General features: G+C 34.7%; 24 protein-coding genes, 2 tRNA genes and 1 riboswitch. Of the genes, 5 read left to right on the top strand and 21 right to left on the bottom strand.

The annotated features are described in order from the left end of the window. Window positions 1-10: 10 nt before the first annotated feature. Window positions 11-1,618, bottom strand: a complete 1,608-nt coding sequence (gene pyrG, locus PEPCATONIAE_RS07735; RefSeq protein ID WP_138160566.1) for a CTP synthase — start codon at window positions 1,616-1,618, stop codon at window positions 11-13. Between the two features lie 35 nt (window positions 1,619-1,653). Next, on the bottom strand, window positions 1,654-3,732 hold the full coding sequence (locus PEPCATONIAE_RS07730; RefSeq protein ID WP_138160565.1) for a glutamine synthetase III domain-containing protein: 2,079 nt from the start codon (window positions 3,730-3,732) through the stop codon (window positions 1,654-1,656). A 224-nt stretch (window positions 3,733-3,956) separates the two neighbouring features. On the opposite strand from PEPCATONIAE_RS07730, the gene PEPCATONIAE_RS07725 reads away from it, so the two are divergent. Beyond that, window positions 3,957-4,589: an ABC transporter ATP-binding protein gene (locus PEPCATONIAE_RS07725; protein WP_138160564.1), complete on the top strand. Its 633-nt coding sequence runs from the start codon at window positions 3,957-3,959 to the stop codon at window positions 4,587-4,589. Window position 4,590: 1 nt separating this feature from the next. Then, a complete protein-coding gene (locus PEPCATONIAE_RS07720) occupies window positions 4,591-5,382 on the top strand; it encodes an ABC transporter permease (protein WP_138160563.1) in 792 nt (263 codons plus the stop codon). Between the two features lie 70 nt (window positions 5,383-5,452). Here the strand turns inward: PEPCATONIAE_RS07720 and PEPCATONIAE_RS07715 are convergent, their stop codons facing one another. From PEPCATONIAE_RS07715 to PEPCATONIAE_RS07700, 4 genes are read right to left on the bottom strand one after another with little or no spacing between them, the layout of a single operon-like run. After that, window positions 5,453-6,091 (bottom strand): aspartate/glutamate racemase family protein, encoded by a 639-nt coding sequence (locus tag PEPCATONIAE_RS07715; protein WP_138160562.1) that lies wholly within the window; start codon window positions 6,089-6,091, stop codon window positions 5,453-5,455. An 18-nt stretch (window positions 6,092-6,109) separates the two neighbouring features. Next, on the bottom strand, window positions 6,110-7,285 hold the full coding sequence (locus PEPCATONIAE_RS07710) for a Zn-dependent hydrolase (RefSeq protein ID WP_138160561.1): 1,176 nt from the start codon (window positions 7,283-7,285) through the stop codon (window positions 6,110-6,112). A gap of 25 nt (window positions 7,286-7,310) precedes the next feature. Continuing rightward, entirely contained in the window at window positions 7,311-8,714 is a 1,404-nt protein-coding gene (gene allB, locus PEPCATONIAE_RS07705; RefSeq protein ID WP_218975531.1) for an allantoinase AllB, read from the bottom strand. 13 nt (window positions 8,715-8,727) lie between these two features. Beyond that, window positions 8,728-10,170, bottom strand: a complete 1,443-nt coding sequence (locus PEPCATONIAE_RS07700) for a sodium:solute symporter family protein (protein WP_138160560.1) — start codon at window positions 10,168-10,170, stop codon at window positions 8,728-8,730. Between the two features lie 267 nt (window positions 10,171-10,437). On the opposite strand from PEPCATONIAE_RS07700, the gene PEPCATONIAE_RS07695 reads away from it, so the two are divergent. After that, window positions 10,438-11,334: a LysR family transcriptional regulator gene (locus PEPCATONIAE_RS07695; protein ID WP_138160559.1), complete on the top strand. Its 897-nt coding sequence runs from the start codon at window positions 10,438-10,440 to the stop codon at window positions 11,332-11,334. A gap of 38 nt (window positions 11,335-11,372) precedes the next feature. Here PEPCATONIAE_RS07695 and PEPCATONIAE_RS07690 read toward each other — a convergent pair whose 3' ends face one another. From PEPCATONIAE_RS07690 to PEPCATONIAE_RS07650, 9 genes are all read right to left on the bottom strand, one after another. Then, entirely contained in the window at window positions 11,373-12,350 is a 978-nt protein-coding gene (locus PEPCATONIAE_RS07690) for a copper amine oxidase N-terminal domain-containing protein (RefSeq protein WP_138160558.1), read from the bottom strand. A gap of 138 nt (window positions 12,351-12,488) precedes the next feature. Further along, complete coding sequence (locus tag PEPCATONIAE_RS07685; RefSeq protein WP_138160557.1) at window positions 12,489-13,451, bottom strand: diaminopimelate dehydrogenase; 963 nt, start codon at window positions 13,449-13,451, stop codon at window positions 12,489-12,491. Then, a complete protein-coding gene (gene dapB / locus PEPCATONIAE_RS07680) occupies window positions 13,452-14,204 on the bottom strand; it encodes a 4-hydroxy-tetrahydrodipicolinate reductase (protein WP_218975530.1) in 753 nt (250 codons plus the stop codon). Further along, window positions 14,204-15,082 carry a 4-hydroxy-tetrahydrodipicolinate synthase gene (gene dapA, locus PEPCATONIAE_RS07675; protein ID WP_138160555.1) on the bottom strand — a complete coding sequence of 293 codons (879 nt, stop codon included), beginning with the start codon at window positions 15,080-15,082 and terminating at the stop codon, window positions 14,204-14,206. Before dapA ends, dapB begins: the two co-directional genes overlap by 1 nt. A 10-nt stretch (window positions 15,083-15,092) precedes the next feature. Further along, window positions 15,093-16,259, bottom strand: coding sequence for an aspartate kinase (locus PEPCATONIAE_RS07670; RefSeq protein ID WP_138160554.1), 1,167 nt, complete (start codon window positions 16,257-16,259; stop codon window positions 15,093-15,095). A 69-nt stretch (window positions 16,260-16,328) separates the two neighbouring features. After that, window positions 16,329-16,458, bottom strand: a riboswitch (Lysine riboswitch). Window positions 16,459-16,490: 32 nt separating this feature from the next. Then, a complete protein-coding gene (locus PEPCATONIAE_RS07665; RefSeq protein ID WP_138160553.1) occupies window positions 16,491-18,047 on the bottom strand; it encodes a glycoside hydrolase family 26 protein in 1,557 nt (518 codons plus the stop codon). Further along, on the bottom strand, window positions 18,029-18,466 hold the full coding sequence (gene rpiB / locus PEPCATONIAE_RS07660; RefSeq protein WP_138160552.1) for a ribose 5-phosphate isomerase B: 438 nt from the start codon (window positions 18,464-18,466) through the stop codon (window positions 18,029-18,031). Before rpiB ends, PEPCATONIAE_RS07665 begins: the two co-directional genes overlap by 19 nt. An 8-nt stretch (window positions 18,467-18,474) precedes the next feature. Continuing rightward, window positions 18,475-19,425 carry an NAD(P)-dependent oxidoreductase gene (locus PEPCATONIAE_RS07655; RefSeq protein ID WP_138160551.1) on the bottom strand — a complete coding sequence of 317 codons (951 nt, stop codon included), beginning with the start codon at window positions 19,423-19,425 and terminating at the stop codon, window positions 18,475-18,477. Further along, entirely contained in the window at window positions 19,426-20,616 is a 1,191-nt protein-coding gene (locus PEPCATONIAE_RS07650; protein WP_138160550.1) for a homoserine dehydrogenase, read from the bottom strand. A 123-nt stretch (window positions 20,617-20,739) separates the two neighbouring features. Here PEPCATONIAE_RS07650 and PEPCATONIAE_RS07645 point away from each other — a divergent pair, with 123 nt between their 5' ends. Next, a complete protein-coding gene (locus tag PEPCATONIAE_RS07645; protein WP_138160549.1) occupies window positions 20,740-21,729 on the top strand; it encodes an aspartate-semialdehyde dehydrogenase in 990 nt (329 codons plus the stop codon). Window positions 21,730-21,919: 190 nt separating this feature from the next. On the opposite strand, the gene PEPCATONIAE_RS07640 is transcribed toward PEPCATONIAE_RS07645, so the two are convergent. Together PEPCATONIAE_RS07640 and PEPCATONIAE_RS07635 are read right to left on the bottom strand one after the other, a co-directional pair. Beyond that, a tRNA-Thr gene (locus PEPCATONIAE_RS07640) sits at window positions 21,920-21,995 on the bottom strand. Window positions 21,996-22,030: 35 nt separating this feature from the next. Then, window positions 22,031-22,663: an epoxyqueuosine reductase QueH gene (locus PEPCATONIAE_RS07635; RefSeq protein WP_138160548.1), complete on the bottom strand. Its 633-nt coding sequence runs from the start codon at window positions 22,661-22,663 to the stop codon at window positions 22,031-22,033. A 52-nt stretch (window positions 22,664-22,715) separates the two neighbouring features. Here PEPCATONIAE_RS07635 and PEPCATONIAE_RS07630 point away from each other — a divergent pair. Then, window positions 22,716-22,792: transfer RNA gene (locus PEPCATONIAE_RS07630), tRNA-Pro, on the top strand. Window positions 22,793-22,859: 67 nt separating this feature from the next. Here the strand turns inward: PEPCATONIAE_RS07630 and PEPCATONIAE_RS07625 are convergent. Genes PEPCATONIAE_RS07625 through ispE form a run of 4 tightly spaced genes read right to left on the bottom strand, consistent with a single transcriptional unit; the run spans window position 22,860 to window position 25,607 of the window. Next, the gene (locus PEPCATONIAE_RS07625; protein WP_138160547.1) at window positions 22,860-23,693 is read right to left on the bottom strand and encodes a DnaJ domain-containing protein; all 834 of its coding nucleotides are present in this window, start codon (window positions 23,691-23,693) and stop codon (window positions 22,860-22,862) included. After that, the gene (locus PEPCATONIAE_RS07620) at window positions 23,690-24,055 is read right to left on the bottom strand and encodes a metallopeptidase family protein (RefSeq protein WP_246060457.1); all 366 of its coding nucleotides are present in this window, start codon (window positions 24,053-24,055) and stop codon (window positions 23,690-23,692) included. Before PEPCATONIAE_RS07620 ends, PEPCATONIAE_RS07625 begins: the two co-directional genes overlap by 4 nt. A 39-nt stretch (window positions 24,056-24,094) precedes the next feature. Further along, window positions 24,095-24,769 (bottom strand): hypothetical protein, encoded by a 675-nt coding sequence (locus tag PEPCATONIAE_RS07615; protein ID WP_138160546.1) that lies wholly within the window; start codon window positions 24,767-24,769, stop codon window positions 24,095-24,097. Continuing rightward, on the bottom strand, window positions 24,759-25,607 hold the full coding sequence (gene ispE, locus PEPCATONIAE_RS07610; protein WP_246060456.1) for a 4-(cytidine 5'-diphospho)-2-C-methyl-D-erythritol kinase: 849 nt from the start codon (window positions 25,605-25,607) through the stop codon (window positions 24,759-24,761). Before ispE ends, PEPCATONIAE_RS07615 begins: the two co-directional genes overlap by 11 nt. Between the last annotated feature and the right edge of the window lie 227 nt (window positions 25,608-25,834).

Here is a 25,834-nt window from a genome sequence, read left to right as displayed (position 1 = left end):
AGCTCTGTTTTTATTGCTTATTGTTTTTCTTTAAGCTTGCTTTAATTAAACCATCGAATAAGGGATGAATCTTGTTAGGTCTTGACTTAAATTCAGGGTGAAACTGACAGGCTATAAAAAAGTCGTTATCCTTTAACTCCATAATTTCCACCACATCTAAATCTTCATTTATTCCTGAAAATACAACACCTGCTGATCTGATTTGTCCTCTAAAATTATTGTTAAATTCATATCTGTGTCTGTGTCTTTCAAGAACCTTATCTTCCTTGTAAAGTCTATAGGCCAAGGTATCTTTTTCAACTGTACACTCATAGTTTCCCAGTCTTAAGGTTCCGCCTATATTAGTGTTAGGTCTTTGATTGTCAAGAAGATCCACTATAGGATATGGAGTATCCGGATCTATTTCCGTACTGTTTGCTCCCTTTAATCCCAATTTATTTCTACAAATATCTATGGCGACCATTTGCATACCATAGCAAATTCCCAGGAAAGGTACATTGTTTTCTCTTGCGTACTTACTTGTTGCAATCATACCTTCAACGCCTCTGCTGCCAAAACCTCCAGGCATAATTATGCCGTCCATATCTTTTAACACTTCAGAAACATTTTCGTCATTAATTTGCTCTGAATCCAGCCAATGAATCTTAACCTTGGCTCTATTGGTGTAGCCTGCATCATATAAAGCTTGATTAACTGATATATAAGCATCGTGAAGTTCAATGTACTTTCCTACTAAACCTATATTAATTTTCTTATCGGCTTTTTTAAATTCCTCAACCATTTTGTACCAGGACTTATCTGAGTCAGACTTAGCCTTTAAGTTAAATCTTTCCAAAATATAATCATCAAGGCCCTGCTTATGAAAAACTAAAGGCACTTCATAGATTAAGTCCACGGTTTTTGATTCAATAATAGCTTCCTTAGGCACATCGCAAAACAAAGAAATTTTTTCCTTTATAGCGTCGGTTATTTCTCCATCGGCTCTTGTAATAAATATATCCGCCTTTATTCCATAGGACATAAGTGCCTTAAAGGAGTGTTGGGTAGGCTTGGTCTTTAATTCATCTGAGCCCGGGATAGTGGGAATAAGTACTGTATGTACAAAAAGCACATCCTCTGTCTTGTTTTCAGAGTGAATTTGTCTTATGGCTTCTAAAAAGGGCAAGGATTCAATATCTCCTACGGTTCCGCCTATTTCAGTAATTACAACATCGGCTCCTGATTGTTTTGCAGCCTTGTAGACAGATTGCTTTATCTCATCTGTAATATGAGGAATTACTTGAACAGTGGATCCGTTATAGTCTCCCCTTCTTTCTTTTTCTATAACCTTTGAATAAACCTTTCCTGTAGTAATTGAAGCAACCTTTGTAAGCTCTTCATCTATAAATCTTTCATAATGTCCTAAATCAAGATCTGTTTCCGCTCCGTCCTTAGTTACAAAAACTTCTCCATGTTGGTAAGGACTCATAGTACCGGGGTCCACATTTATATAGGGATCGAATTTTTGCATAAAAACCTTAAGACCCCTGTCCTTTAAAAGTCTTCCTATACTGGCTCCTGAAATTCCCTTACCTATTCCTGAAACTACTCCTCCAGTTACAAAAATAAATTTAGTCATTTTATCCTCCTTTACTATCCTATAAATAAACCCTTTTATATTATTGAACTGAATAAATCTTCATAAGTTGGTATTGTATAATTTTCTCTACTTACCATTTTTTCTATATCATCAGCGTAAATTCTCATTTCCTTTAATAGAGGAACTACATTTTTCTCTAAAAACTCTGCAGTCTTAAAGGTGTTTTGTATTTTAAGAGAGTCATCATAGATTTTTTGAGCCTTGTCTCTTAGCTTTAAAAGTTTGTCTATATCCTCATTAATTCTTTCCTTTACTTCTTCTACCGGTGAGTTTTTAACATAGGAAAGGGCTTTACCTAAATCACAAATCTGTTTTAAACCTGCAGGGACTATATCTTTTACCACCATGTCCTTGGCAATTCTAAGCTCCAGGCTGTGGTACTTAACTATGTCTTCAAGGTAAACTTCATAAACTGCCTTTAACTCAGTTTCAGAAAGTATACCCATATCATAAAACATCTTATAAGAATCTTCATCCTTTACAGCACATAAGGCATCAAAAAAAGTTTTATGGTTTTTCAAACCTCTTCTGGCAGCTTCCCTTATCCAGTCTTCTGAATAGTTGTTGCCATCATAAAGTACAGACCCATAATTTACAACTATATCTCTTACTATTTTATATACCTCATCCTTTAGGCAGTCTTCCTTTACTCCCTCAAGCTTATCCGCTATCTTCTTTAAGGCTGCTGCCATACCTGCATTAATTACTATATTAATATCGGCAGCCATTTTTGATGATCCAAGCATCCTAAACTCAAACTTATTTCCTGTAAAAGCAACTGTAGACGTTCTGTTCCTATCAGATCTATCCTTGTCAACTTCACCTAAGGAAGCTACTTTTATCTTGCCTTCAAAGGCTCTTTTTTCATAGTCATCGTAGGCAATTGACTTAAATAAATCCTCCAAGTCCCTTCCTAAAAACAAGGATACAATTGCAGGTGGTGCCTCGTCAGCCCCAAGTCTAAAGTCATTTGATACTGATGAAGATGAAATTCTAATCAGGCTTTGAGTTTTGTATACAGCTTCAATTAAGGCTGCGGAAAAACTTAAAAAAATCAAATTTTCTTCAGGCTTTTTCCCGGGATCAAATACATTTAATCCGTAGTTAGTTACCAAAGAATAGTTGTTATGTTTGCCACTGCCATTTACACCTTTAAAAGGCTTTTCATGAAGAAGACAAACAAGACCATGCTTTAAGGCCGTGCTTTGCAAAACGCTCATACAAAGTTGGTTATCATCAATGGAAATATTGGCATTTTCAAAAAGTATGGCAAGTTCAAATTGACATGGCGCAGCTTCATTATGCTCAGTTTTAGCATATACCCCTAAAGACCATAGGGTTGAATTAACATCTTCATAAAAATCCATAACTCTTTCGGGAATTACTCCAAAATAGTGATCTTCAAGATCTTGTGCCTTAGGAGGATTGGCTCCGAAAATAGTTCTACCGCAGTTTTTAAGATCGGATCTCTTGTCATAAAGCTTCTTATCCACTAAAAAGAATTCCTGCTCGAGTCCTATTTTTACTCTCATTCTATAAGTGTGCTCTTCTTTTTTAAGTATATTTGAAAGCCTTGACCCTTCCTTGGACACTTCATTAATAGAAGCCATTAAAGGTGCCCTTTTGTCTAGTTTTTCACCTGTAAAGGATAAAAAGATTGAAGGAATATAAAGTATATTATCTAAAATAAAAGAGTTGGCACTACAATCCCAATAGGTATAACCTCTTGCCTCAAAGGTTGACCTCATGCCTCCACTTGGAAATGATGAAGCGTCAGGCTCACCCTTTATAAGCTCCTTACCTGAAAACCTGTTCATAATTTCAAAATCTGAGGTTCTATCTAAAAAAGCCTCGTGTTTTTTTGCAGTAAGCCCATTTAAAGGAGAGAACCAGTGAGTGTAGTGTGTAGCTCCGTTTTCAAGGGCCCATTCCTTCATGGCATGAGCTATAGAGTCAGCAGTATCCTTATCTAAAATCGCATTAGTTCTAACTACATCCTTCCACTTTAAGTAGACGGGATATGGAAGTCTTTCCTTCATTTTTGCCTTGTTAAAGGTCATCTTTCCAAATTCTTCAACTGTCCTATTTTTCATTTTTCCTCCTATAAAATAAAAAAATTGGCACATCCTTGCCAATATGAAAAAAATATTATCCCTTAGGGGTGTTTTCTTTTATAATACTTATAATTTACGCTCTTGTCAATAAAGTCTAAAAATTTTTATAGGACTTCTTCAAGGTTTTATTATCAAAATCACTTTCTAAATATTAATATATGAGGTATTATTAATATGTTGACAATTTTGATAAAGGAGTAGCCATGTTTACTTTAAAAAGCCTTAAATATAAAGATATATTAGACATAAAAAATATGTCCATGGAAAAAGGACAAATCACTTCTATAATTGGAGAAAGTGGAAGTGGAAAAACAACCTTGCTTAAGCATTTAAATAAAATGATAAGCCCAAGTTCGGGAGAAATTTATTATAAATCCACTCCCTTAAGTCAAATTGATTCAGTTAAATTGAGAAGGGAGGTTGTCATGCTTGCACAAACTCCTATTGCTTATAGAGGCAGCATTAGGGACAACCTTTTAATAGGCCTTAAGTTTTCACAAAAAGAACCTGTTCCTGATACAACCCTGGAATATATGCTGGAACACACAGGAGTTAAGAAAAAATTAGATGATTCAATAGAAGACTTGTCGGGAGGGGAACTTCAAAGAGTATCCCTTGCAAGAGTAATAATAATGAAGCCTGAAGTCCTTCTTTTAGATGAACCTTCATCAGCCCTTGACAGCGAAAGTGAAAAGAAAATTATAGAACTTGTAATAGATTATTCTAAAGAAAATAATAAAACCCTTATTATGATAACTCACTCTGAAGATATGGCAAGAGAAGTATCTGATAAGGTTATAGTCCTAGAAAAGAACAAAACCTACAAGGAGGCTTAAAATGAATTCCGACGGCACTGTAAATTTAAGCTTATTTCAAATGGCATTAGCCTATGCCTTTATACTTGTAATGCTTTTTTTAGTAAAAAAGAGAGAAATCCCCAGGGAAAAAGATATACTAATAGGCTCTATAAGAATGACTGTCCAAATGACAATAATGGCATACGTTTTGGACTATCTTTTTAACAATAACAGTCCCTTTATTCCCTTTATAATTATAATTTTAATGAACCTTTTCTCCATAAATAACGTCTTTAAAAGAGCAAAGATAAAATTGCCTGATAAATTGAAAAAAACCATAGTTGCAGCCATGTTTTTCGGCTCAACAGTTACAGTTTTTTACTTTCTCTTAGTAGTAATGCAGGTAAAACCCTGGTATGAATCAAGATACTTTATTCCTGTGGCAGGTATAATTACAGGAAATGCCATGACAGGAGTATCCCTTGCAGTTAATAACCTTACAGACGGTATGTATGACAACAGAAGAAAAATTGAATCATCTCTTATGCTTGGTGCAACTCCAAAGGTTGCAACTAAAGAAGTGGTAGATGGAGCCTTTGACCTTGCAATCCTTCCCTCTATAAACTCAATGATGGGAATGGGAATAGTTTTCTTGCCGGGAATGATGACAGGACAAATTTTAGCAGGTATGTCCCCTACAACGGCAATTAAATACCAAGTTGCCATTATGCTCGGCCTTGCAGGAGCTGTATCACTAAGCACAATTATTCTGGTAAGCTTCGGTTACAAGGCATTTTTTAATGAAGAGGATCAATTTTTAAATCTTAAATAATTTTAACTAGGCAAAACAAATTTATTAAATATAAAAATTAAGCAACCACCTGACATCAGGTGGTTGTCTTTTATTTTAATTCTTTATATCTTGCATAAGTATCAGATAATAAAATTGATAATGCAACGCCATCTATAACATCCCTTTGAAGGCTTTTTTCCAAATAGCCGTCTAAATGTGAAAACCCGGCACATCCTAGTATTATTGAATCACTTTTGTTGTTAAATTCAATTTTGTCGGCTGCATCATAGAGATTATCCTTTAAGCTATCTTTTGTTTTTTCAATATAACTTACCCTGTCTAAAGAGTCATCAGCACCATAGCTTTTCACAAGCTCATGTTTCATATTTACAGTATCTTTTGATGCTCCAATTATAGAAAAGCTTTTACCAAGCATTTTAGCAAATAGTACCGATACCTCACATATACCTAAAACAATTTTTTCTGTTATCTTTCTTAATTCCTTAAGATTAGGATCTAAATGACAAGCTATAATAAAAATGTCATAGGTATCCTCTTGCTCCTTTATAATTTTAGCAAGCTCATCATAGGTATCTTCAATGTCTTCTTTGGTAATTATTAATTTAGGCGTGTTTACAGTGCCTATAACATCTAAATCTACGTATTTGGTTTCATATCTGTCAACTATATTCTTCAAGTCTTCAGTAACTTTAAGGTCGCTATTAGGATTTATTAATAAAGCTTTCACTCCATCCCCCCTCATATGTTATATATTTTTTAAAAATTCTATTAAGAGCCTAACGCCTTTCTCTAAATCTTCCTCTTTAGTGTATTCCTTAGGAGAATGACTTATACCATCAACACTTGGTACAAAAATCATTCCTGTAGGCACCAGGTGTGAAATTTCTTTTGCGTCATGTCCTGCTCCGCTACTCATTTCTTTGTATGATAGCTTCAAATCTTGAGCACTCTTTTCTATTAAGCTCATAATATTTTTGTCAAGTTTAACAGATGGTTTTTCTATCATTTTTTCTAAACTGTAGTCAAATTTTTCATCTGATAAAAATTTCCCTAATTTTTCAAAAAACTTATTTATATTATCCTGACTCATATCCCTAACTTCTATAAATAAATTAGCCTCTCTAGGGATAACATTATACATACCCGGAACCACTTTTATATCGCCTATAGTCATAACAAAGGGGTCCTCATATTCATCAGCCAAATCAAACAGCTCTTTAATTATTTTAGGAAGCTTTTTTATAGGATCATTTCTATATTTCATCATAGTTGTACCGGCATGATTGGATTCTCCAAATACTTTTAAATCATATCTGGTGATTCCCACTATCCCATTTACAACTCCTATATCAATAGATTCATTATAAAGTGTAGGTCCTTGCTCAATATGTAGCTCAATAAAAGCCTTTATATTATCAAAGTTTATTTTGCAAGCCCTTATATCCTCAAGTGTTAAGTCATACTTTTTAAGTCTTTCCTCAAAGCCTTTATCACTAAAATCATTTCTTCCGCAAATAGTTCTGCTTCCGAAGGTTCCGCCCATTTCGCTGCCTTCTTCAGCATTAAATACAGCTAATATAAGCCCGTAGTTCAGCTTTAGGCCCTTTTCCTTTATTGATTCCAAAGCCTCAAGTCCCGCAAAAACTCCTAAGGCTCCATCATATAAGCCTCCGTTTTTTACAGTATCAAGGTGTGAGCCTAGCATTATAAACTCGTCTTTATTGTCAGGATTATAAGTTACAAAAAGGTTTCCAATGGCGTCTACCCTGGTCTGGAAGTCTCTTTCTTTTAAATATTTTTCAAGCTCTTTCAGTGCTTGGTAATAGTAGGGGGAAAATGCCAATCTGTCAATTCCATTTAAATCATTTCTTCCAATGCCTGCTATCGTTTTTAAATTATTCATAAACCTTTCAGCATTCATAGTTTTCTCCTACCTTTGCATAAAATTAATTATTTCTTAGAACTAACTTGCCCCAACCTTTAGTTCCATCTTTTTCAGGGTCAACTAAGCCGTCCTTCATAACAACCTTACCTCTTAATATTGTATAATTAAGCTTACAGTTAAGTTCTTTTCCATCATAGATCTTTGCAATTTCCTTAGATTTTGAATAATTTTTTCTCCAATCTATAACATATTTTTCATTTGTATCAAAAATTACCAAGTCTGCATCTGATCCCGGTTGGATAACTCCCTTTTTAGGATAAATATTAAAAGCTTTTGCAGGATTTTCACAACAAAGTTCAACTACTCTTTCCAAAGTAATTCCTCTTTTGCCTTCAACTGCTTCATTAATCATAAGTGGCAGTCTAACATCTATTCCTACAGTTCCGGCTGGTGCAAGAAATATATCCTTCAATCCCTTATCCTTTTCTTCTGCCAAAAATGGACCATGATCACTACCTATGAAATCTACTGTTCCATCAAGAACATATTTCCAAATGTTATCCACCTCTTCTTTAGTTCTTAATGGCGGGTTACATTTTGCATAGGCTCCGTGTTTTATCAACTCTTCTTCAGTTAATAGTAAATAGTGTGGACAGGTTTCCAAATAAAGCTTTTGTCCTCTTTCCTTAGCTTCTTTTGCATATTGCATAGCTTTTGCAGTTGATATGTGTACTAAATCCAAAATACATCCTGTAGCTTCAGCAAATGTAATCATTTTTTGCACTGTTGTATATTCTGAAATTGGAGGTCTTGATGGGCAATGATATTCTGCTCCCACTTTGCCCTCTTGTCTAAATTTTTTAATAAATCCTTGAATAAGGTCGTTATTTTCCGCATGGGAAGCAAGCATAAGTCCGGTTTTAGCAACCTCCTGCATACCTATGTAAATTTCATAGTCATTTGCCATAGTTAGACCAACAAACTCATCTTCTCTTCCTTCAGGAGCTTCATGTAAAAATGTTTTAAATGCAACTATTCCTTCCTTTGCAACCTTAGTAATTTCTTCAGGATATTGTCCACCGGCTGCTGCAAAAAAGGCATAATCAACTACTCCCTGTCTTTCCTTAGCCACTTTTTTTCTATTATCAAGTATTTCTTTGTTATATTGAGGGGGAGATGATATAGGATGTTCCAGTATCGTTGTTGTTCCACCTGCTACTGCCGCCATTGATTCCGTATAAAATGTTCCCCTTTCAGAGTGACCCGGATCTCTAAAATGAACGTGAGTATCTACTCCTCCTGGGATAACATACTTTCCTTCTGCATCTATTACTTTATCCGCTTCAATATCCAAACCGTTTTCTGAAATCAATTCAATTTTTTCATCTTTTATTCCAATATCAGCATTTATAAACCTTCCATTTATAAAAACTTTTCCATTAACTACAGCTAAATCCAGTTTCATTATATTCTCCTTTCTAAACATCATCTTCCATAACTTCCGGGAAGAAATCTACCAATTTCTCTTTATCCATTGGCTTTGTAAACTTACTTACTATAACAAGAACAAGACCTGAAGAAATAGAGCCCGGTAAAGCTGAAAAAATTCCATAAGGTTGTCCTAATTGATACCAAATATTTGCCACAACAAATCCTACAATCATAGACCATAGAGCTGCCGTAGAAGTGATTTTTTTATCAAACGCACCTATAAGAATCAGCATAGCTATAGCTGAACCCATTAAAGTTACTGCTCTAGCTTGTATAAATTGTATTACATCGCCTACAACAAAGGTTAATGCAACACCTAATACTCCGAATACAACAGTAGAAATCCTAGATAAATTAAGTTCTTCCTTACTTGTCATATTAGGTTTAATAAAATTTCTACATATATCTCTGGTAAATGTTGTACTAGCAAGCAAAAGCAAAGAATCAGCAGTTGATATTATAGCGGAAATAACTGCCGCAAACATCAAGCCTCCAATAACTGGATTTACTGTCTGGGTGACTAAGGTAGTAAAAACATGATCCTGATGTTCAATTCCCGGTAATATTATCATACCTCCAAGGCCTACTATTAATAATGGTACATAAAAAATTCCTATCATTAAAGCTGAAATTGCTTGACTTTTCGCAGCTATTTCAGGAGTCTTCGCAGATAAAAATCTTCCAACAAATTGAGGTGCTCCAAAGTTACATATTCCCCAAGTAGCTGACCACCCTAAAGCCGTTAGAGGAGTAATTGATTTAGAAAATCCTGACACAAACTCTTTATCTATAGAATGAAGACCTTTCATCAATTCTCCGAATCCACCCAACGTTCCTAAATAATTAATGGCTATTGCCCAAACTCCTATAATTATAGTGTAAGCACAAATAGTATCAGTCCAAGCTACTGCAAGCATACCTCCAAGTGCTGTGAATGTAACGAAAACCAGTAATGTAACAATGCTGCAAACGATATCACTCCAATTAACCATAGACTGTAAAATAATAATTGAAGCCTTCACCTGTGCTGACATAAGAGTTATTGATCCTATTAAAATTATAAAACACCCAATTAAAGAATGAACTTTACCAAATCTTCTCTCTATGTACTCAGGCACTGTGGTAACGCCAAAACCCCTCATCCTTTTTGCAACCCAAATTGCAGCAACAAAGGAAGTAATCAGTGTTCCTGCAAAATTCCATATTCCCGGCCATCCTTGCAAATAATAATAACCTAAATAACTTACTATAGATGTGGCACTTACAATTGTCGCAAAATACGTACCTGACAAAGGTATTATACCTAAACTTTGATTAGCAACTACCCAATCATCAGGATCTTTTATTTTTCTTGAAACATATAGTCCAAAAAATAAAAGTCCTAACATAAATAATCCAACAATTAAAAAGTAAATTTGATTATTAGTCACACTTATCACCTCTCTTTAAAATTTTTCTTATTTTTCCTTAGCTTTTAAATAAATAATAGGAAAAACACTTAAAAAAATATAAAATCCCCAAGTAAATATTAAACTAGTCGATGCGTACCTCATAAATAACCTCCTTTAATAAATTTTAATAATCATCAGCCACCTTAGATATGATACAATGTCCTTAATTAAATTATAATATTAGCTTGGTAAATTGTTAAATTGGATATAGCGGTCTAATCAATCGCTTTAATCGATGGTGATACTATGAATATTTTTCAAATTGAAGCTTTTTTAAAAACTATTGAACTTGGTAATATGACCAAAGCTGCCGAATGCCTTTTTATAAGTCAGTCTACCTTGTCTGAACGAATATCAAAGCTTGAGAAGGAGCTTAATAAAACTCTTTTTACAAGAGGCTACGGATACAACGGTGTGAAGCTAACAGCTGATGGCGAGGAATTTATAATATATGCCAAAAAGTACCTATCTGTTCTTGATGATATAAAAGACTGGAGCCATAAAGATAAGGTTAGAACTAATATACGCATAAGTGGTCCATACACTACAAACACTTACTTTTTAGATGAATTTTTTAAAAAATACTTAGACGGTCCCATTAAGCTTGACATAAGCAGCCACTGGAATCATACAATTTACAATATGATAAGTACGTACGAGATTGATCTCGGACTGGTTTCAAGGCCCTATGCTTCACCGTATATAAAAACATCTCCCTTGTTTCTTGAACCCTTAGTAATTATATATAACAAAGATTTTTCCGATTACAGTCACATAAATTCAATTAGTGAAATAAAAAAAGAAGACGAGATACATTTAGATTGGGGTCCCGACTACGATTTATGGTCTCAAAGATTTTGGAATCAAACGGAGGTCCCGAAAATAACAGTGGACTCCCCTGAATTATTAATATCATTTCTAAGGTCAAAAAATTCATGGGCTATAGTTCCTACTTGCATTATAAATTATCTGAAAATGAGAGGAGCAGACTCAGACCTAATTACAAAAAATATAAATCTAACGAGAAAAATGTATCTTGTATCTCAAAGAGACTCCTCTGAGCTTGTTAATGAGCTGAAATTTGACCTAATAGACTTTTTAAGAGAAAAAGAAAAAAATCAACTGTGTAAAATGCTTATATGAAAAACAACCACCAAATGTCAGGTGGTTGTCTTTTTATTTTATTTAAAATCACTTTCTGTAAGGTCATCTGTAATGTTAAAGAATCCGGTGTCATCTGTAAGGTTTCTTAGAGCATGGGTTTCTAACTTTAGAGGTTTTTCATTGCTGGTGTAATAGTTCCAAAGTAAAAAGTCCTCACTTAATCCCTTTGTGGGCTTGCCCGGTAGATAAAATTCAAACTCCTTGCCATTTTCAAGACCATAGGGCTCAGATGCAATATTTTTCATGTTACCTTTAATCCAGGTCTTATCCAAAGGGTATTTAGTCTTTATATTTTTAATAGTCATTGCATAGGTATAGTCATCAACTTTTTTTATATTTGAAAAGCTACCGTTAAAAATGCAGATATACATAGTACCGCCGGGGTATTTTTTACCGCTTTCCCCATAATTAATATCATAGTACTTTCCAATAAAGTCTCCATTGGGATAAAGCCTTAGGTAGGTTTCCCAATTGCCGACTCCTGATGAAAATACAAGGTCCACATGATCTTGTATAGGCAGTTTATTTACCTCTCCACATGAAACTATATTTTCAGTTTTTCCTATATAAACTGATCTTGTAGCATCATCCCAGTTAACCGGCCTGTCAAAAATTTCAGCTATAACTCTTATAGGTACCATAGTTCTACCGTTTACTATTATAGGCGCCACGTCAATTTTTTCTGTCGTCTCTTCTCCGACTCCGATTATTTTTTCACCTATCCATAGAAAAATCCCGTCTCCTGTGTTTTCGGCACCCGGACGAAATATAGCGACTCTTTTTTCACTTCCCTCCCAGGAAACTTTAAGGCCTAAGTTTTCAGCTACAAACCTTACAGGCACAAGTACCCTGTCATTTTTTATTATGGGAGCCGTATCGCAGGTTACGAGTTTTCCATCTACATAAAGCGATATAGCTTCCTGGGCATAGCTTATTTTTGAAAAAATTAAAAGTAAGATTGCCAAGGGTAAAATTTTAAGAAAATTCTTCTTCATATTAAAACCTCCTAATATTCTCTTAATTATATTATAGCTTTAAAAAGGTCTTTTTAAACTTTAACTTACTCTTAAATATATTAAGTATTTTCAGCAAAATAAAAAAGTCAAGAGTTAATCTTCTCTTGACTTCTTAGTTTATAAATATTTTTTTATAGCTTCTAAGTGACTTTTACCTGTAAAGTAATAAATAGGTGTATCAAGAATTGTATGTGCTCCATAGTCTTTTTTCTCTAAAAATTTATAGAGAGCCCTTAGAGATGCTATTGCTACTGCTGCGGTAAACTCGGGGTTACTCATTAAATCAAGGCTGAACTTATAAACCTGGCTGTTATTAGCTAGACCTTCTCCCACTCTAATAACGTGTCCGCCATGAGGCATACCCTGATGGTTTTTCTTAAAGTCCTCTTCATCTATAAAGTGCACTTTAACCTCGTAGTCCTTAAAATAGTCCTCCATGTTTATTATTTCTTCTTCTATTTTTTTCTTGTCGGCTCCTTCTTCAGCTACAAGATAAACTTCTCTCTTATGACTTTCATAGGATTTTAATTGTCTTTTTTCTTCTCTTATATTGGCAATTATTTCTTCCTTAGGCACTGTATATTGGATGGCATACTTTACTCCCTCTACTCTTCTTACAGCGTCGCTATGGCCTTGAGAAACTCCCTTGCCCCAAAAGGTGTTGGTATTACCCTTTGTTAAGACAGCTTCTGCAAGAGCCCTATTAAGGGAAAATAGTCCCGGATCCCATCCTGTTGATATAAAAGCACACTTCTTCTTTTGTCTTCCTATAGCATCCATTTTTTCAAAATATTCCGGAATGTGATTGTGGTTGTCATAGCAATCAACAGTGTTAAACTCCTTTAACAAGTCAGGTGCCATATCGGGTATATCCTTTGCTGAGCCTAGGGCTAGGATTAAAACATCTATCTTATTTTTATAGTCTGATATTTTATCCAGAGACTCCATAATTTCATCCTTAAAGCTTAAGGGGTCTCTTCTGGTAAAGACCTTTACAAGCTCTATATCCTCTTCTCTTTTTATTAAAAACCTGGCCGCCTTTCCCAGGTTCCCATATCCCACTATACCTACTCTTATCATCTACTTCACTCCCAATACGTCCTGCATATTATAAAGTCCCTTTTCCTTATCCTTTAAAAAGTGTGCCGCCTTTATGGCTCCTTTTGCAAATATTTTTTTTGATCCTGCAGAGTGTTTTATCTCCAAGACTTCATCTTCTCCTGCAAAAATTACACTGTGCTCTCCTGTTATAGTCCCTCCTCTTATAACGGAGATTCCCACCTCTTCCTTCTTTCTTTTTTCATGAAATGGTGTCCTGTCATATACCGGATAAACCTCTCTGTTTTTGCTTATAGTATTAAAAAGCATTTTTGCAGTTCCGCTGGGACTGTCAACCTTTTGATTATGATGCTTTTCTATAATTTCAATATCAAAATCATCAAGCATTTTACTCAGCTTATCTAAAATTATGTCCAAGGCATTAACTCCCATACTCATATTTTGGGAAAATACTATAGGAATTTTATCTGAAGCCTCTTTAATAAAATCAACTACCTCATCATCCATACCTGTTGTGGCTATTACCAAGGGCTTTTTCTTTTTAAGGGCGAAGCTTACCACATCTGATGTACAAAATTTATTTGAAAAATCAATAATTACATCAAAATCTTCAGCTACATCATCAAGATAGCCGTAAACCTTTATCCCGTCAATTTCAGTATTTCTTCCTGCAAAACCTGCAACAACCTTATCTTCACTTAAGGTGTTTTCTTTTACTGTATCCATAATAACATGGCCCATGGAGCCGGTTATTCCTGATAGAAAAATCTTCATTATTTATCCAGATCCTTTAATATTTCTTCAAGGGTTTCAACGGTTTTTTCACTTGCTTCATAAAGTGGAAGCCTAAGTCCCCCTGCAGCCATTCCTTTTAATTTCATAGCAGCTTTTACAGGTATTGGACTTGGTTCCATAAATAGGGCGTCTATAAGTTTTTTAAATTTAATTTGAATTTCCATGGCCTTCTTTGTGTCCCCTTTAAAGAAGCTGTGGCACATTTCATGTACTTCCTTAGGATATAGGTTGGCCCAAACTGATATAACTCCCTTTCCTCCAAGAGAAAGAATAGGTACAACTACATCATCATTACCTGAATATATATCAAAATCATCTCCCACAAGGCTTCTTACCTTGGCTGTATAGCTTAAGCTTCCTGTAGCATCCTTTAAGGCTACGAAATTATCCATTTGAGATAGGACCTTAACAGTTTCAGGTTCTATATGCATGGAAGTCCTACCTGGCACTGTATAGGCTATATTAGGTATAGAGACCGCTCTATCCATAGCCTCAAAGTGTTTTATAAGTCCTCTTTGAGATGTTTTGTTATAATAGGGTGTAACCTGAAGTAAAGCATCTGCTCCTGCAGCCTCGCACATTTTTGAAAGATTTACTCCGTGTCTTGTGTCATTGGAGCCTGAGCCTGCTATTACAGGCACTCTTTTATTTACCTGCTTTACTGTAAACTCTACAACTTCCGCCTGTTCTTCATCTGTTAAGGTTGAAGCTTCACCTGTAGTTCCCACAACTACTATGGCATCAGTTTCATTTTCTATTTGAAACTCAATAAGCTCAGCCATTTTTTCAAAATCAACATCCATGTTTTCCTTAAAAGGTGTAACTATAGCTACTCCGCTTCCTGTAAAAATACTCATACTTATCCTCCTATAAATCAAATTCCTTAACTAATAACTTAATTACCTTTTCCTTATTTTTAGTATCTATAATGTATGAGATTGATATTTCAGATGTAGATACTTGATAAAAATCGATTTTATTGGCATTAAAAAGACTGAAAACCTTAGCTGCGACACCCGGTTGATTTCTCATACCGTTACCTATAATACTTACCTTGGATACATTTTCTCTAAAGGAGAAATCCTCGGATATTTCAGAAATTAAATCTTTTTCATCTATAAGAGATGTAAAGGAAATATAATTGTCATCTCCTATTACCCTTTGAGATATAACGTCTATATTGATATCCTTACCAGCAAGCTTTGAAAATAAGTCCGATATACTTTCTCCCTCGGAAAGTTTTTTGTCCACTAAAAGGATATTGTCCTGTATAGAAATATTTGAAATAATACTTTGTTCCACGTTTTGCTCCTTGTCTATATAAGTTCCCATTACATTAGCAGTGTTTAAAGCTATGTAAAGCCTAACTCCGTACTTTTGCGCTATTTCCACAGCCCTCGGATCTATGACCTTAGCTCCTAAATGCGCCATTTCCATAGTTTCAAGATAGGAAAGATGTTCAAGCTTCCTTGCAGTTTTATGAATTCTCGGGTCAACTGTATAAACTCCTGCAACATCAGTATAAATTTCACAGTCACATTTAAGCTTAGCTGCAAGGGCAACTGCCGATGTATCACTTCCCCCTCTGCCTAGGGTCATTATATCTCCTATGGCATTAAGTCCCTGAAATCCCGCCACTATTACTATGTAACCTTCAGCTAGCTTTTTTTCCAAGTAGTCGGTTTTTACATCTACTATTTTGCCGAAGCCGTACCTTCCCTTAACCTGAAATCCCGCCTGAGGACCTGTTAAAGATATGGCTTTTTCCCCAAGCTCCTCTATTGCCATAGCAAGAAGGGAAATTGAAATAGTCTCTCCAGTTGCAAGGAGCTGATCCATTTCCCGTCTGTCCGGTTTTGATGACAGGCTTTTTGCCAATGCTATAAGATTATCTGTAGTATCTCCCATGGCACTTACTACACAGACTATATTGTTTAGATCTCCCTTCTTCCTTACAAGAATTTTCGCCACATTTTTTATTTTCTCACTTGTTGAAAGAGAGCTTCCCCCGAATTTCATTACCTTAGTAGTCATACTTACCTCCCGACTATACAAAAAGACCACGAGCAAAAGTACTCATGGTCTAACAGTCCTTCTGCCCTCAACGATAAAAGCGCTTTAATTTAAAAACGGGCTTTTATAAATTAACAGTTATACACATATTCTGTGCATACCCAGCAAATGCTTCGGCAAGTTGCCCTTTTAAATGCAACCTGCGACCTCTTTTATCATCGATATAACATAATTTAATTGAATAATACGGTATCAGATACTTTCTTCCTTGTCAAGACTCTTTCCAAGATATTTTTTAAAAACATCTAAAAGCTCCTTAGGTTCGTCTATATTATAAATTCTTGCAGGATTACCAAAGGCATCATAATCAGTTCCGCTAAACCAAATAGCCAGCTTAATCTTCGGATAGTTGGCAATGGACTTAAACATATCTTCAGTCCAGGCCATTTTATCCCCTCCAGTTATAGAGGAAGAAAACTCTGTAATCATCATAGGTCTGTCATAGTTTTTATCCACATAATCATACAGGTCCTTGTAAAGCTCATCAAAGGTCTCCCAGTTTTCGTCAGGATAATAGGTACCTGTATTGTAAAGAGTGAGACCGACTATGTCATACTTATCCTTGTCAGGTCTATAAAGGGACTCATGGTTATAAGTAAAGTCTGGAAAACTTCTTCCATTAGGATTAAATATATAGATTAGGTACTTGTTGGCACCTTCTTCTTCAAAAATTTTATAAAAATAATTGTAAAGCTCCAAATAAATATCTGCATCAAGGCAGGTGTTATAGGCACTGTAACAACACCAATCCCCATTCATTTCATTGGATAGTCTAAACATAGTGGGATATTTTTTATTGGCTATTGATTTTCCAAGCTCTCTGATTTTACTGTCAAACTTTCCCTGTAAAATTTCATAAGTTTGGTTAAGACCGCTCTTATACTCCGGTTGGAAAGTATATTCCAAAAACTTACCCTTATTCTTACAGTAATCTATGGCAAGGTCCAGCTCCCCGGCATAGCTGTCCGGGCCGTGATAAAGAAGCATATAGTCTAAATCGTAATTAATATAATCACTGAAATCAGACACCTTACTGTCCTTCCAAAAAGAATTTAAAAATATTCCCCACTTAGTACCCTTAGTAAGAAAGCTGTCTATATACATTCTTTGTGTTTGTTCGGATAAATTTTCCCCTCCAAGAAGATTTTCGTTTTGAAAGGTAAATTTTTTTTCAACCCTTCTTACAGGCTTATCTATTTTATTCACATTTTCCTTAAAGCTTTCAAAAATTTTCATAAGCTCCTCTTCATTTATTTCATTAGAGGACTTTGCCATAAAGGTAAGGGCCTTTTTTTCTCCAAGTTTTACAAAAACAATTAGGTACTTGTTCTTATCACCTTCAACTTTGCCGAGTTCAGGTCGTGTAAAAGAGATCTTATAAGCCTCTTTTTCGCTTAAAATCATTCCTCCCTCAGATTTTATTTTATGCTCCAAGGTATTTGCTTTAATTCCTAATAGAGAGTAGTCTCTGTACTCCAAATAATCCTTGTCGGAAAAATTATCTATAAAAACTTTTAAATTAGTATCCCCCAGGTCGATTTCAGTTTTCTTGTAACTGTCGCTAATATCGATACTTGCTCCTTGAGGCAGTTCAAGAGAATACCCGTCATAGGGATTTTTAAAGAGGAGCCTTCCGTTTTTTAAGGGTGTGGTTAAATCGTTGGCTTTAAAGCCTGTAGCTAAAAGAAAAACAAAAAATAAAGATATTAGTTTAACAAATGTCTTGGTTTTCAGTCTTCTATACTGCATATTTTTTCCACCCTTTTTTCGTGCCTTCCACCTTCAAATTCAGCCGAGAAAAAAGCATCTATTATCATTTTAGCTAGGTCTTCACCTACAACTCTTGCTCCTACACTTATTATATTTGCCTTATTGTGCCTTACACTCATCATAGCGGAGTAGGGTTCCGAGCAAACACAGGCCCTTATACCCTTTACCTTGTTGGCAGCTATTGATATGCCCACTCCTGTACCGCAAACAAGAACACCCTTGTCAACCTCACCTTGAGCAACCTTTTCTCCAACAAGCTTGCCGTAGTCAGGGTAATCGACTCTTTCCTTACTGTTGGTACCGTAATCTACACAATCATAACCTTTTTCTGACAAATATTCTTTTAAAATTTCCTTCAGTTCATAGCCTGCATGGTCAGACCCGAAACCTATTTTCATAACTCCTCCTAATTAACCTTATTTACAGGAACTCTACCTTGAGAAAAATCTATCAAGTTTTTAAGAACAGCCTCTCCCATTTCTCCCCTTGCTTCGTAAGTTGCATTGCCTAAGTGAGGAAGCAAAACCGCATTGTCAAGTTTCATAAGTTCTTCTGAAACCTTAGGTTCAAATTCATAAACATCAAGACCTGCTCCCTTAATTTTGTTTTCCTTTAAAGCCTTAATTAAAGCATTTTCATCTACCAAGGGACCTCTTGCGGCATTAATAAGATAAGCGTCTTTTTTCATAAGGTCAAACTCCCTATCTGAAATCATATGCTTAAGTTCCTTTACAAAGGCCGTGTGAAGGCTTAGAAAATCAGAATTTTTAATTACCTCGTCCCTTTCCATATACTCTACACCAAGGGCTTCTATGTCATCTTTTCTATTTCTTGAATTGTATATAACCTTCATTTCAAATCCAAGAGCTCTTTTAGCAAGATTTTTGCCTATGTTTCCCATTCCTATTATTCCAAGAGTCTTGCCTCTAAGTTCACTTCCCAAAAAATATGTAGGTCTCCAGCCTAAAAAATTACCGGCCTTTAAATCCTTTTCTCCTGCTATTAGCCTTCTTGAAGTAAGAAGAATTAAACTAAAGGCAAGCTCTGCTGTAGACACTGCAGATGAAGGTGCAGGAGCATTAGTTACAATTATATTTTTTGCACTTGCCGCTTCTAAATCTATATTGTCAAAGCCTGCTCCGTAATTGCTTATAATTTTTAAACTGTCAGAGGAATCTATTACTTCCTTGTCGATTTTATCTGAAAGAGGACACAGAAGAGCATCTTTACCCTTTAGTCTTTCAATAATTTCTTCTTTTTTTAAAGGTATGTTTGAATCGTGGTAGTCCACATCAAATATTTTTTTAATTTCTACTAAAATATTTTCGGGAATCCTGCTTGTAATTAAAATTTTCATTTACTCTTCCTTTCTTTCAAATCTTGCTATGAAATAGTCTTCCTTTTTTAAACTTTCAAGATCCTTAAATAAAAGGGATCTTTCAATTTCTTTGGTAATTATAATTTTATAATCTCCTGTAGTTTTTATACTGTCTATATAGGAGCTGTCCAGGTCATTTGATTTAAGTCTTAGGTAGTACCTTCCCTTAAAACTTTTACCTGAGTTAATAGGCTTCTTATTAAGATTAATCTTATAGGTATCTCCCTTTAAAGCCTCAATTACATCTATAACTACAGCATTGGCCGTAGGCATTCCTCCGGCTCCTTCTCCTACAAAGGACAAATTGGAATAGTTTTCTCCAAATATTTCAACTATATTGTTGCTTCCGTCAACTGAGTAAAATGGATCTTCAACATCAACTATTACCGGTTCCACCAAAAGCGCATACCTGTTATTTTTTAAAAAAGATTCAGCTATAAGCTTTACCTTTAAATTATTATGTTGAAAATATTTAATATCAATGGGAAGTATTGAAGAAATGCCTTGGCAAATAACTTCATCATTGTCTATGTCCTTGCCATAAGCTATAGAGCTTAAAATTTTAAGCTTTCTTAAGGCATCTACTCCCTCTACATCTTCATAGGGGTCGGATTCCGCATAGCCGAGTTTTTTTGCTTCATCAAGAACATCTTCGTAGGATGTGCCATCAAAGTACATTTTAGATAAAATATAATTGCTGGTTCCATTAAGAATTCCCCTAAGTCTATGAATATTATTAACTAACCTCTGGCTCTTTAAGGGACCTATAATAGGTATGGATCCTCCAACAGAAGCTTCAAACAAAAAGTTTACTCCCATTTTTTCGGCTAAATCATTAAATTCCTTAAAGTGTTCACTTATTACAGCCTTATTTGAAGTAACAACGTGCTTTTTCGCTTCAAGGGAGCTTTTAATATAATGGTAGCTGGCGGACAAGTCCCCGGTCATTTCGCAAACAAGGCTAATTTTATCGTCATTTAATATATCTTCAAAATTATTTGTAAAAATTTCTTCTTCTATTTTCTCATGGGATCTTAAAGTTCTAACTAGAATCTTTGAAACTTTAACTTTTTCACCAAGGGTGGATGCAATTTCATCAGTTTTTTCCTCTAAAATAGTGTAAGTAGATTTACCTACAGTACCAAATCCCAGCAACGCTATCTCAAACATTCTTTTCCCCCTATCTTTCCTAATAATTATACAGCATATTATAATATTTAGGCTCTAAATTGACAATAAAGATGTCAGATGATATTATTCCAATTAAATATTAATTTTAAAGAGGTGGGATAGTTGAGTATTAATCTTGCGATTTTTGGCATTACAGGTCTTGTAGGCCAAAAGATGAAAAGCATTTTAGAAGAAAGAAACATTGATATAGACAATATTTATTTTTTTGCATCAGCTAAGTCAGCGGACAAAAAAATAAAATTTAAGGGAAAAGAATATACTATTGAGGAGCTAAGCGAAGAAAATCTGAAGGACAAAAACATTGACTATGCTCTTTGCGCCTTAGATTCAAAGCTTTCACTTGAATTTTCTCCTATAGCACAAAAATATAATATTACCGTTATAGACAACTCATCAGCCTATAGAATGTATGATGATATTCCTTTGGTGGTTCCTGAAATTAACGGAGATAAGGCAATGGGACACACCCTTATTGCAAATCCCAATTGCAGCACTATACAATCAGTTGTTCCCCTAAACCCTATTTACAAAAGATATGGCATTAAGAGAATAATTTTCAGCACCTATCAGGCGGTTTCAGGCTCAGGTACAGCAGGCATAGAGGACCTTAAAAGAGGGATGTGGGGCGGAGAAAACAAGTGCTATCCATATCAAATAGCAGGCAATGCTATACCTCATATAGATGACTTTTTAGATACCGGCTACTCTAAAGAAGAAATGAAAATGGTTAATGAAACGAGAAAAATCTTAGGAGATCAAAATATAGCAATTACTGCGACAACAGTAAGAATACCTGTATTTGAATCTCATATGGTATCAATAAATGTGGAAACCGAAAAGCCCTTCGACCTTAAGGATATTTTCAAAATTTTTGAAGAGGAAGAGGGAATTGTCCTATATGATGATGTTAAAAACAACATTTACCCCATGCCTATAATTACAGCAGGTAAGGACGAGGTCTATGTAGGAAGAATAAGAAGAGATATGTCTGTGGAAAACGGCATTAACTTTATATCAGTGGCGGACAATACAAGAAAGGGTGCAGCCCTTAACACCATTCAAATTCTTGAATATATACTGGCTCATAAATAAATATAAAAAATAAAGCAGGGTCTATAAAGACTCTGCTTTTTAAATAAGATATTTGTCATTTAATAAAAAATATCTTATTAGATGCTCTCTATTTAATTTTTAATTTATTGGATTTTTATAAAACTATCACTTAACCTAGCCTTTAGAATTTAAACCTATTCTTTACAAATCTAAGTTGAACTAACAGGTCTGGAGCTGATAGGGGGACTTGAACCCCCGACCTATTGATTACGAATCAATTGCTCTACCATCTGAGCCATATCAGCAAACCTTATATAAATATACTCCTATAAATTTCCTTTTACAAGATTTTACTTTTGTCCCTCTCTCTAAGCTCGGCCTCTTTTTTTGAAAACTCGCAGCCGCAATAATTTTGTCTGTAAAGCTTGTAAAGCTTTGAAAGTTCAATGGATCTTTTATATCCATTTTCCTTTTTAAAATCTGAATATAAATAATTCACTCCATGTTTTTTTCCAAGCTTCTCTCCTATTTCATTAAGGGCTTGGGCATTTTTATAAGGGCTTATGGAAAGAGTTGTAGTAAAATAATCAAAGTCGAATTTTTTAGCCAGCTCTGCCGTTTTCTCAAGCCTTAGCTCAAAGCACAAAAAACACCTGGGACCTCCCTCCTTGTCATTTTCATGACCCTTTATTTTTAGATAATAGTCCTCGGGCTTATAATCTTCAACTATTACTTTCTTTATTCCAAGCTCCTCTGCAAGCCTTTTTTGTTCATCTGACCTTCTTATAAACTCATCCTTGCTGTCAAGATTAGGATTGTAGTAGAAAATACTTATATCAAAAATTTCCTTAAGCTTTTCCAAAACTGCACTTGAACATGGAGCACAACATGAATGTAATAAAAGCTTAGGCTTTTTCCCATCCAGTGAATCTATTATTTTTTTCATTTCTAAATTATAATTAATTCTATTCATTTAACCACCGTTGTAATTTTAAGGTAAATATGTTACAATATGTACCTGTCGTCGGGATGTAGCGCAGCCCGGTAGCGCACATGTATGGGGTGCATGGGGTCGAAGGTTCAAATCCTTTCATCCCGACCATAAAGCCTTGCTTGTCAAGGCTATTTTTTTGCACTTTTTAACTGCCATTCATTTTTTATAAAAATTTTTAATTTGTTGTCATATTTTTATACTTTTGTATATTTTCGTCACTTAAAAATTCATAGGCGTTATTTATTTCCTGGAACTTTTCCGTTGCCCCTTCTTCTTTATTAATGTCAGGATGATAAAGTTTTGCCATTTTTCTGTAAGCAAGTCTTATTTCATACTTATCGGCACTATAATCTACACCTAAAATATTACAGGATTTTTCGTATTGATCCTTAAAGGATGATCCATAGGATCCGGGACTATAGCCTCCACTCTGTCCCTGATAACCGCCGTACTGACCCTGGTAGCCTCCTTGTTGTGCATTTCTAAAAAAGTCTTCAAAGTCCTGAAAGTCTCCGAAACTATAGTAGGTCCCTGAAAAGTTTTGAAATCTTCTTTTAAACTCTTCTTCCTGAGCACGTCTTCTTTCTTCTTCTCTTCTGATTCTTTCCTTATTTAGATCCTCTCTATACTTTCTACCATAGTCTTCCATTTTTTCAAAGGAAGCCTTTCTACCTAGTAAAAGCTGATCTGACTTATCATAAAAATATTCAGTTCCTATATAGTGAATGTACTTTAAATAACTTACTGTAATTTTTCCCAGTATAGGAATCACAATAGATAAAACTATTAGAGTTAAAAGGGCCGGGTTTCCGATTATTGCATAAAGTAAAAGAGGATTAAATAAGAGTAGCATAAAGAGGCAACCGCCCATTGACAAAATCAGTCCGAAAAGTTGCCTTACTGATGAAAATACACTTACTAAAGCATTTACTATAAAAATTACTCCCGACAAAAAATAATCTATAATAAGACCTACAAGCTTATAAAAATATCCTGAAATTTTATTCATTCCTTCTCCTTATAACTCTCTATAAATTTCATATCTTCAATTTCCAAATCATTTTCTCCTGCAAGGTACTCCAGGTGATGAGTTATCTCATGTCTAAAGGTCTTTCTCATTTCAACCTTAAGGTCCTGGGTATCCATATATCCGTAAAGCTCCATAAAGGATCCATAATAAATAAGGATACTTTTACCTAAAAGATCCCTTTTATAGGCTCCAAGAACAACTAAGTCCTTATTTTCCGCTTCAGGGTGGTACTCAGTCCTATCTTCCACAATTACGCCACCATTTAAGCCCTCAAAGACCCTTGGATCAAACTCATCATAAAGCTCATCTAAAATTTTACAAAATTCATCTATAGTAATCATGATAAAAAAAGCAGCTTTCGCCGCCCCTCCTAACAACCCCTAAACATTGAAGGTTTTGACTTTTATACTTTCCTTGTAGTAATCTTCAAGAGCTGTGTAAACACCGATTCTGTTTCCGGTAACATAATATCTTAAAGAATCAGAACTTCCTTTTTTAAGTCCCAAGTCTTCAAGGTCTTTAAGAATATAGTCTCCTAAAAACTTAATATTTTTGTCCTTATATCTATGTAAAATATAATTTTTTAAAACATAGGAGTTTGAGGTTAAAAAGTATACATTTTCACCTTCTCCTATATAGTTGTTAAGTATATTGGAAATAATATATCTGTCAATATTAAATATTTGCACTTGATTATCTAAAAGCTGACCGTCAATTACTCGAGCATTTTTAAACTTATTTTCCAAATAAGACTTAAAAAGCTTATTTGTAATTATGCTGCCCCCTTTAAAGTCATCGTAAAATCTTTCCAGGCCATCTATAAGCCCCGGCTTTTTTATATTTATAGCCATAGATGGATTAGAACAAATATAAAAATCCCCGGGAATTTTATCAAGCCTTCCCTCTTCAGTTAAAGGTCTATTTGTCCTTATAGAATAGGGAAAGTTTCTATTATCTATAAAAAGTTTATAATGACCCGAGTAGCTATTTGTTATTAATCTGAACAAATCAACAGACCCTAAAGAGTCATCAATCATGGCAATTCTATATCTCATTATCTCCACCTATAGTTACAGCCTTTAAGACGTATTTATACCTACCCTCAAACATATTATAAGCCCTGTTAAGATCCTCTTCATTATTAAAAAGGCAAAATAAAGTCGGACCCGATCCGCTCATTAAGGCGGCACCATTCATTTTATTAAGACTGTCTTTAAGCTCCCTTAACTCCTTGTGCTTCTTAAAAACATAAGCTTCCATTTTATTTTCAAGGGCAAAGGTTAAAGCCTCTATGTCCCTTTTCTCCATTAGTTCTATAATTTTATCAAAATCTATTCTTTTATTATTAAGACTTATATTTTTATAAACCTCAGGCGTTGATACAGGGTAGCCTGGATTAATTATAAGAAGCGGAACACCGCTAAAGTCTTTTAAGTCCATAAGCCTTTCTCCTATCCCCTGGGCAAGAACAGTCCCTCCCCTTAGCATATAAGGAAAGTCCGCACCAAGTTTTAAAGAAATCTTTTCCAAATCAGAAGGAGCAATTTCTAAATTATAAATTTTATTTAAAGCCTTAAGGCAAGCTGCCCCATTCCCCGTACCTCCCGCTATACCAGCGGCTATAGGAAGATTTTTTTGCAAAAACACTTCTATGGGAAGGCTTTTTTTGCAATAGGACTCTAAAAGTCTATAAGCTTTAAAAATTAAATTATCTTCGTTACAAAGGCTCTTTATATTTGAGTCAAGAATAAATTTCTTAGAGCTTCTTTTAAAAGTAAGTTCATCATAGAGAGATATCTTTTGCATAATTGTCTTTATATTGTGATAGCCGTCATCTCTTTTTGAAATAACATCTAAAGAAAGATTAATTTTTCCATAAGACCTTACTTTCATAATCCACCTCTAGGAGAAATTATAACATAAATTGTAAAATTATTAAGTTTTTTGATTTTCAATATTAAAACAAAAGAAAACCGAAGGCTTTTTTACCTTCAGTTACTTGTTTACCCAAGCAAGATACATTTAAGCCCTAACCCTGCTTTCACAAGATTAACGCAGTTAATCGACTTGAAACAAATGAGGAAATATAAGTACTGATAAAGAAAAATCTACAAAAAAAA

This window comes from Peptoniphilus catoniae, from assembly GCF_901447155.2.
GTDB classification, from domain to species: domain Bacteria; phylum Bacillota; class Clostridia; order Tissierellales; family Peptoniphilaceae; genus Peptoniphilus_E; species Peptoniphilus_E catoniae.
The sequence above is the reverse complement of the archived record's forward strand: the minus strand, read 5'-3'. Positions and strand labels throughout refer to the sequence as shown.